This window comes from Brevundimonas sp. (assembly GCF_016463485.1).
Lineage (GTDB): Bacteria > Pseudomonadota > Alphaproteobacteria > Caulobacterales > Caulobacteraceae > Brevundimonas.
The window spans coordinates 2,094-2,907 of the sequence record NZ_JAEMRD010000231.1; the positions used below are offsets into that span (position 1 = coordinate 2,094).

General features: G+C 68.4%; 1 pseudogene. It reads left to right on the plus strand.

Annotation, left to right across the window (positions count from 1 at the left end):
- A pseudogene (locus JHC99_RS18290) lies at positions 1 to 814 on the plus strand (carboxypeptidase); the annotation flags it as partial.

Sequence of the window (814 nt, forward strand, 5' to 3'; positions counted from 1 at the left end):
GCCCCCGCATCCAGGGCTGGCGCAACACCGCCACCAACCAGAACCTCAACCGCGACTATCTGAAGCTGGACCAGCCCGAGATGCGGGCCGTGCGCGGCCTGATCCTGAAGTACCGGCCCGACCTGTACGTCGACGTCCACGTCACCGACGGCATGGATTACCAGTACGACGTCACCTACGGCTTCAACGGTGAGGACGGTGCCTTCAGCCGCTCCCCCGCCGCCTCGGCCTGGCTGGATGCGACCTTCAAGCCCGCCATGAACGCGGCCCTGTCGGCCCAGGGCCATATCCCCGGCGAACTGGTCTTCGGCATCGACGACCAGGACCCCAGGAAGGGCCTGTCGGACGGCGGCCTGGGCGAACGGTTCTCCAACGGCTGGGGCGCGGCCGCCCACGTCCCCACCATCCTGATCGAGAACCACAGCCTCAAACCCTATGAGCAGCGGGTCTTGGGCACCTATGTCTTCATCGAGCGGTCCCTGACCCTGCTGGCCGAACAGGGCGCCGACCTGCGCGCCGCGACCGAGAGCGACCGCGCCCTTCGCCCCGCCGAGATCCCGACCAATTTCGAGCCCGATCCGACCCCGGCCTCGACCCGCGACTTCCTCGGCATCACCTACGAGACCTATGACAGCCCCGCCTCGGGCCGCCGCGAAATCCGCTGGCTGGGCCAGGCCGATCCGGAAACCTGGAAACTGCCCTTCTACGGCTCGCGCCCGACCTTGAGCCTCAAGCGCCCCACCGCCTACTGGGTCCCCGCCACCCGTCCCGACATCATCGAGCGCCTGCGCCTCCACGGCGTCCAGATGGAGAC